Here is a 7,523-nt window from a genome sequence, read left to right on the forward strand (position 1 = left end):
AGCGTCGAGGAGGTGGCGTGTCTGGTCCGCGCGACCGGCGGGATCGGTGCGGTTTTCGAGATGCACCGAGACGACCGTCACCCGGCGCTGGTCGAGCAGCACCTGGCCGCCGATCGCCATGCGGCCGCCGATGCGTGGCTGGCCGCGCTCGGGCCGGAACCAGCCGCCGGCGGCATCCAGGCGAATGAGGAACGGCCGGTTGAGCGGGACAACACTGGTCACGGCGTTGCCGTGAAAGCCTTCCGTATTCTCGGCTTTGCCGGCTGCCGTCTGCTCCGATGCATTGCCGGCGCCGAGCTCGACGAACTCGACGCCGTAGGCAAAGGCATGGCCGAGCCGATCGGCAAGCCGGCTCAGCGGATGGCTATTGCCGGAGCGGGCCATGCCCTTGTCGACCTCCGTCAGCAGCACCACGTCCGGCGCCTGGCCGGCGATCGTCGCGGCGATCGCTTCGACATGGCGAAGCCGCTCGACGTTCCAGGCCATCACCGTCAGGCTTTCACCGGCGCCGTCGCGGGAGGTCCTGCCGCCGATCTCGATTTCGCCCAATGCCGGAATGGCGGCCGCGTGGCGCATATGGGTGGCGCTGTCGCGTGGACCTTCCCGCATCGCCAGGCGGTCGGCGATCGGCACATGGGTCAGTTGCGGGACAAGCATGGCGTTCGCCAAAATTTAGCCGGTTAACCAAGAAGGTCTTTACGCTGCTCTTAAGCGCCCTAGCTTGCTAGACCGCCGATATGACGATTTCATGCCGGCGCGACCGCCGAGGGGGAGGAGAGACTGGCTGTCCACAGGCCGCAAAGCCCACAACAGAACTGTCACATACCTTCTCTAAGAGAGCGGGCAAGGACTTGCGCAAAACCTTGTGAAACTGCCACTCAAGAGGGAAAAACCATGACCATCATCAAGCGGGGCCTTGCTGCCCTTGCCGCCGGCGCGCTCAGCACTGCGCTCGCGGCTCCTGCGTCTGCGGAGCCGGTCAAATTCGATTTCTGGTTCGGCCTGTCGGGCGATCTGGCGCGCGTCGTCGATACGCTCTGCAAGAACTTCAACGCCTCGCAGTCCGACTACGAAGTGGTCTGCACCAGCCAGGGCAATTACGACGCCACGCTACAGAACACGATCGCCGCCTTCCGCGCCGGCAAGCAGCCCACCGTCGTCCAGGTCTATGACGTCGGCACCGCCACCATGATGCTGTCGGGCGCTTACAAGCCCGCCGACAAGCTGATGGAAGAGAACGGCTACAAGATCGACTACAGCGACTTTTTCCCCGGCATCGCCCGCTACTATGCGACGTCGAAGGGCGAGATGCTGTCCTTCCCGTTCAACTCGTCGACGGCGCTGATGTACTGGAACAAGGACGCCTTCGCCAAGATCGGCAAGACCGAAGCGCCGAAGACCTGGGAAGACGTCGGCGCCGACGTCAAGGCGCTGAAGGACGCCGGCTATGATTGCCCGATGGCGATCAACATCTCCGGCAACGAGAGCTGGCAGCTGATGGAGCAGTTCTCTGCCATCCACAATCAGCCGATCGCCACCAAGAACAACGGCTATGACGGCCTCGACGCCCGCCTGGAAATGAACAAGACCACGTTCGTCCAGTATGTCACCGATCTCAAGAAGTGGTATGACGACGGCCTGATCAAGATCAAGTCGAAGGACCTCGGCCAGGATATGGTGCAGGCCTTCGCCACCGGCACCTGCCAGGTCATCATGACCTCGGTCGGCGATCACGGCACGGTCGGCAAGACCCAGAAGGAAGGCATGAACTGGGATGTCGCCGAGCTGCCGGTCTATGCCGGCACCGAGCGCAAGAACTCGCTGGTCGGCGGCGCTTCGCTGTGGGTGCTGTCCGGCAAGTCGGAGGCGGAGTACAAAGGTGCCGCGGCCTTCCTCAACTTCATCCACGACCCCAAGACCGCTTTGTTCTGGTCGACCAACACCGGCTATATTCCGGTGACGAAGTCGGGCTTCGAATACATGAAGTCCAGCGGCTTCTACGACAAGGCGCCCTATAAGGGCCGTGAAGTGGCGATCGCCAGCCTGACCGCCTCGGAGCCGACCGAGATCACCCGCGGCATCCGGCTCGGCAACTTCACCCAGATCCGCGCCGAGTTCGGCACGCAGATGCAGGCGATCTTCGCCAACAAGGAGAGCGTGCAGGACGGCATCGACGCGCTGGTCAAGAACGGCGACGCCATCCTCGACCGCTTCCAGCAGACCTACCCGAACAAGACGCTTCCCTAAGCCTCGACAATTCGTGGCCGCTCGCCGATTCTTGTTGAGCATGATCTTCTCCGAAAACCGGTTGCCACTTTTCGGGATCATGCTTCAATTGGCGGGCGGCCGTTTCTTATCAGGCTAGCCGCTCGACGGCTTCGGCGGATCGATGGAAAAACGCGTCACTTTCGGCAAATGGACGATCGGCATCCTGTTCGCGGTGCCGCAGCTCATCCTGATCTTCACCTTTTTCTACTGGCCGGCCGGGCAGGCGGTCTACTGGTCGCTGACGCTGCAGCAGCCCTGGGGCGGCGGCAACATCTGGGTCGGCCTCGACAATTTCCGCTCGATCCTCGCCAATGCCGACTACTGGAATTCGATCACCGCCAGCCTTGTCTTTGCCGGGATCAGCACGGGGCTTGCCATGCTCATCGCGCTGGTGCTCGCCACCTTGACCGACCGCCAGCTTGCCGGCTCACGTCTCTACCGCGTCGTGCTGATCTGGCCCTATGGCATCGCAGCGCCGGCGCTTGCGATGGCATTCCGTTTCATCCTGGCGCCCGAGGCCGGCTTCATGGCCGCCGTCAACAAGGTCTGGCCGGGCTTCTGGGATCCCGGCCTCAACGGCGCCGACGCCATGGCTTCCGTCATCATCGCCTTCTCGTGGAAATATGTCGGCTATAATTTCATCTTCTTCCTCGCCGCGCTGCAGGCCATCCCGCGCTCGCTGATCGAGGCGGCGGCGATGGACGGGTCAGGCGTCATCCGCCGCTTCTGGGACATCCAGTTCCCACTGATCACGCCGACGATCTTCTTCCTCCTGGTCATCAACATCACCGAGAGCTTCCAGGACTCCTTCGGCATCGTCGACATCATGACTGCCGGCGGCCCGGCGAACGCCACCAACCTGATGGTCTACAAGATCTATTCCGACGGCTTCAAAGGCCTCGATTATTCCGGCGCCGCCGCGCAGAGCATCATCCTGATGCTGCTCATCATCGTGCTCACCATCTTCCAATTCCGCTTCATCGAGCGGCGCGTGCACTATCGCTGAGGCGGCCATGGTCGAGCGCACCCCGATCCTCAACTTCTTCACGCATCTCATCCTGTTCGTCGGCTTCGTATTTTGCGTGGCGCCGTTCGTCATCGTGGCGATCGCCGCCTCGCACAATCTGAAGGACGTCAATGACGTGCCGATGTCGCTGCTGCCGGGCAGCGATTTCTGGGTCAACATCAAGACCGCCTGGACGACGGCCGACCTCGGCCCGAAGCTCTTCAATAGCTTCGTCATGGCGGCCGGCGTCGCCGCCGGCAAAGTGATCATCTCGGCGCTCACCGCCTTCTCGATCGTCTATTTCCGCTATCCCGGGCGGATGCTGATCTTCTGGTTGATCTTCGTCACGTTGATGCTGCCGCTCGAAGTGCGCATCGTGCCGACCTACGCCGTGGTCGCCAACGTGCTGTCGCCCTATCAGGCGATCATGGACGTGACCGGGATCAGCTGGCTGATCGAGAAGATCTCCGGCGTGCAGGTCTCGCTCAGCCTCGGGCTGCTCAATTCCTACACCGGCCTGATCATGCCGCTGATCGCCACCGCCACCGGCACTTTCCTCTACCGCCAGTTCTTCCTGACGGTGCCGGACGAATTGACGGAAGCCGCGCGCATGGACGGCGCCGGCGCGCTGCGCTTCTTCATCGACATCCTCTTGCCGCTGTCGCGCAACAACATGGCCGCGCTCGGCACCATCATGTTCCTGTGGGCCTGGAACCAGTATCTGTGGCCGCTGCTCATCACCACCGATCGGTCACATGCGACGGCGGTGACCGAGCTCAAGCAGCTCATTCCCAATGTCGGCGGCGCGCCGGAATGGCATATCGCCATGGCCGGCACGTTGATCGTCATGCTGCCGCCGCTGATCGTCGTGGTGCTGATGCAGCGCTGGTTCGTGCGCGGCCTGATCGCCACCGAAAAATAGGGAGACGATAAAATGGCCTCCATCACCATCCGCGATGTTAGGAAAAGCTATGCCAAGATTGAGGTCGTGCATGGCGTCAATCTCGACATCGCATCCGGCGAGTTCGTCGTCATCCTCGGGCCGTCGGGCTGCGGCAAGTCCACGCTGCTTCGCATGATCGCGGGGCTGGAGGAGATCTCCGACGGCACGATCGCCATCGACGGCGCCGTGGTCAACAAGCTCGAGCCGCGCGAGCGCGGCTGCGCCATGGTGTTCCAGAACTACGCGCTCTATCCGCATATGAGCGTCGCCCAGAACATCGGCTATTCGCTGAAGGTGGCCGGCGTTCCCGCAGCCGAACGCGTCCAGCGCATCCAGGCCGTCGCCCGCATCCTGGAGCTCGAGCATCTGCTCGACCGCAAGCCGATGGCGCTCTCCGGCGGCCAGCGCCAGCGCGTCGCCATGGGTCGGGCCATGATCCGCGAGCCCAAGGTCTTCCTCTTCGACGAGCCGCTCTCCAACCTCGACGCCAAATTGCGCGTGCAGATGCGCTCGGAAATCCGCAAACTTCACCGGCGGCTCAGCGCCACCTCCGTTTTCGTCACGCACGACCAGGTCGAGGCGATGACGCTGGCCGACCGGCTGGTGGTGATGAATGGCGGCCGCGTCGAGCAGGTCGGCACGCCGGCGCAAGTCTACAGCCGGCCGGCGAGCCGCTTCGTGGCGACCTTCGTCGGCGCGCCGGCCATGAACATGCTCGAAGGCACGGTCACGCTCGAAGGACTATCGCTTCTGGGCGGCAGCCGGCGGCTAGCGGTTTCCCGCGCGGGCCTCCCCGTGGGCTCGAAAGTCGCGGTCGGCATCCGGCCCGAGGCCGTGCGCATGGTGGCGCCGGGTACGCCCGGCGCGCTCGCCGCAACGGTCGATCTGGTCGAAGAGCTTGGCGCCGGCCGGGTCGTCTATGTCGATCTCGACGGAGCGCCGTTCTCGGTGGTGACCTCCGAGACCGTCCATCCCGAGCCAGGCAGCGCGATCGGACTGCAATTCGCCGAGAGCGACCTGCATTTCTTCTCGTCGGAGACCGGAAGCCGGCTCGACGTGTTCAAGGCTTCGGTGCCAGAGCCGGCACTGTAAGCGGCCGGCTGCTTTTGCAAGATTGATTGAGGGTTCATGGAATGAAGATCATCCAGGTTACCGACGTCCATCTCGGCCGTCGGGGAGAGGTCCGCTTCGGCGCGAATCTGCATGAGCGGCTCGACCGCTGCATCGACCATATCAATGCCCGTAATGGCGATGCGGCGCTCTGCGTCTTTACCGGCGATCTGACCGAGTCCGGCGATACGGAAAGCTATGCCGACCTGAGATCCGCGCTCAGCCGGCTCTTAGTGCCCTACCGGCTGCTGCCCGGAAACCACGACCGCCGTGCCAACCTCATTGCCGCCTTTCCGGAAAACGGAACCGATGGCAACGGCTTCGCGCAGTCGGTCTTCGATACGCCCGAGGGGCGGCTGGTGTTCATCGACAGCCTGGCCGAAGGCCGCGTCACGGGAGAACTGTGCGACGACCGGCTTGCGTGGCTGGACACGCGGCTTGCCGAAGCGGAGGGCCGGTCAGCCTATCTGTTCCTGCATCATCCGCCGGTCGAGCTCGGTCTCGCGCTGCTCGATCCGCTCGGCCTCGAACAGCCGCAGCGGCTGCTCGACATGCTCACCCGCCACGGCAATGTCCGCTACATCTTCTTCGGCCACGTCCATCGCGACATCGCCGGCACGGTCGCGGGCATTCCGTTCTCGGCTCAGCGCGGCCTGCATGCCCGCTTCATGCTCGACCTGGTGGGCGACGAGGTGGTCGAGCAGGCGCCGCCCGCCTATTCGATCATCCTGATCGACGGGCCGCGCGTCATCGTGCACAGCCATGATTTCCTGGAGAGCTGGCCGCTCTGGTCGCCGGCCACCGGCGAGAGGGTACGGTAGAGCAACCGCGCCAGCCCGCCGTTTTAGACAAACACGTGCGCCTTGCCGATAACGGTGAGGCGCACGATCTCGCCGACCGCCGGCGCATCCATGCCCGTCTTGCGCAGGATGAGCGGCGTGTTGCCGATCGCGGCCGCATCCGGCGGATCGGGGCTGTTGAGCAGTCGCACCGCGATGGTGCAGACCGAGCCCGCGAATTCGGAGTCCGTCACTTCGCCGAACAGCATGTCCGGCGTTCCCGACATGCCTTCGCGCGAGGTTCGCTTGAGGACCACCTGCTCGGGCCTGAGCATGATGCGGGCGACATCGCGCCGCTCTGCGGTGTCGACGGCGATGCGGCCGAGCGGCGAGATGGCAAAGCCGCCGGCGATCCTGGCCGGCACGATGATTGCGTCGCCGAGGAACTCGGCGACCATCCTGTCCTTGGGCTGGAAATAGAGCTCGCGCGGCGTGCCGACCTGCGAGAACAGGCCGTCGCGCATGACGGCCACCTGGCTGGCGAAGGACAGCGCCTCGGCCTGGTCGTGGGTGACCAGGATGGTGGTGATCCCGGCTTCCTCCAGAAGCTCGGCTACCGCCTTGCGCATCGAGGCACGGAGGCCGGTGTCGAGCGCCGAGAACGGCTCATCGAGCAGCATCAGCCGGGGTTTCATCGCCATGGCGCGGGCCAGCGCGACACGCTGCTGCTGGCCGCCGGAAAGCTCGTGCGGACGGCGCTTCAGGATGGCCTTGTCCAGCCCGACGATATAGGCGAGCTCGACGATGTGCTCGGCGCGCTTCTCGGCGTTTCGCGCCATGCCGAAACCGATATTGTCGGCGATGGTGAGATGCGGGAACAGGGCGCCGTCCTGCGCGACCACGCCGATGCCGCGGCGATGCGCCGGCACGGCCGCGCCGCCATTGGCAAGCACCTTGCCGTCGAGCGCGATGCGGCCACGATCAGGCGCCTCGAAGCCGGCGATCAGCCTCAGCAAGGTGGTCTTGCCGCAGCCGGAGGGTCCGACGATCGCGGTGCGGCTGCCGCCTTCGACAGTGAGGTCGACGCCGGCGAGCGCCGCCACCGGGCCATAGTGTTTCGTCACGCCGCTGAGTTCGAGGAAGCTCATCGGCCGGCCATCCGCTTTGACTGGACGTAGAGCACCCAGCGCGACATCGCAACCATGATCAAGGCGTAGGGCGCGGCCGAGGCGTAGTCGATCTCGCCGCTGTAGGACCAGAACGCCATCGCCAGCGTGCGGGTGCCGTTAGGCGCCAGCATCTGGGTGGCGGTCAGCTCGTTGGTGATGCCGAGCGCCACCATCGCCATGCCGGCCGCAGCACCCGGCGCCGACAGCCGGATCGTCGTCGCCCACAGCGCCTTGAGCGGCGGGCGGCC

Annotated in this window: 6 protein-coding genes and 2 pseudogenes; 5 read left to right on the forward strand and 3 right to left on the reverse strand. The window is 64.6% G+C overall.

Going from position 1 to position 7,523, the window contains the following annotated elements:
• A pseudogene (locus DH10_RS22860) lies at positions 1–657 on the reverse strand (endonuclease/exonuclease/phosphatase family protein); the annotation flags it as partial.
• A gap of 237 nt (positions 658–894) precedes the next feature.
• On the opposite strand from DH10_RS22860, the gene DH10_RS22865 reads away from it, so the two are divergent.
• From DH10_RS22865 to DH10_RS22885, 5 genes are all read left to right on the forward strand, one after another.
• Positions 895–2,247 carry an extracellular solute-binding protein gene (locus DH10_RS22865; protein ID WP_192251421.1) on the forward strand — a complete coding sequence of 451 codons (1,353 nt, stop codon included), beginning with the start codon at positions 895–897 and terminating at the stop codon, positions 2,245–2,247.
• A 142-nt stretch (positions 2,248–2,389) separates the two neighbouring features.
• Positions 2,390–3,274: an ABC transporter permease subunit gene (locus DH10_RS22870; RefSeq protein WP_192251418.1), complete on the forward strand. Its 885-nt coding sequence runs from the start codon at positions 2,390–2,392 to the stop codon at positions 3,272–3,274.
• 7 nt (positions 3,275–3,281) lie between these two features.
• Entirely contained in the window at positions 3,282–4,196 is a 915-nt protein-coding gene (locus tag DH10_RS22875; RefSeq protein WP_192251415.1) for an ABC transporter permease subunit, read from the forward strand.
• A gap of 12 nt (positions 4,197–4,208) precedes the next feature.
• Positions 4,209–5,309 (forward strand): sn-glycerol-3-phosphate ABC transporter ATP-binding protein UgpC, encoded by a 1,101-nt coding sequence (gene ugpC, locus DH10_RS22880; protein WP_192251412.1) that lies wholly within the window; start codon positions 4,209–4,211, stop codon positions 5,307–5,309.
• Between the two features lie 41 nt (positions 5,310–5,350).
• Entirely contained in the window at positions 5,351–6,148 is a 798-nt protein-coding gene (locus tag DH10_RS22885; protein WP_192251409.1) for a phosphodiesterase, read from the forward strand.
• A gap of 23 nt (positions 6,149–6,171) precedes the next feature.
• Here DH10_RS22885 and DH10_RS22890 read toward each other — a convergent pair whose 3' ends face one another.
• Together DH10_RS22890 and DH10_RS22895 are read right to left on the reverse strand one after the other, a co-directional pair.
• Positions 6,172–7,254 (reverse strand): ABC transporter ATP-binding protein, encoded by a 1,083-nt coding sequence (locus tag DH10_RS22890; RefSeq protein ID WP_192251406.1) that lies wholly within the window; start codon positions 7,252–7,254, stop codon positions 6,172–6,174.
• Positions 7,251–7,523, reverse strand: a pseudogene (locus DH10_RS22895) (iron ABC transporter permease); the annotation flags it as partial. The gene DH10_RS22890 and the pseudogene DH10_RS22895, both read right to left, overlap by 4 nt.

Origin of the sequence: Mesorhizobium silamurunense (genome assembly GCF_014843825.1) — a bacterium.
GTDB lineage: Bacteria > Pseudomonadota > Alphaproteobacteria > Rhizobiales > Rhizobiaceae > Mesorhizobium > Mesorhizobium silamurunense.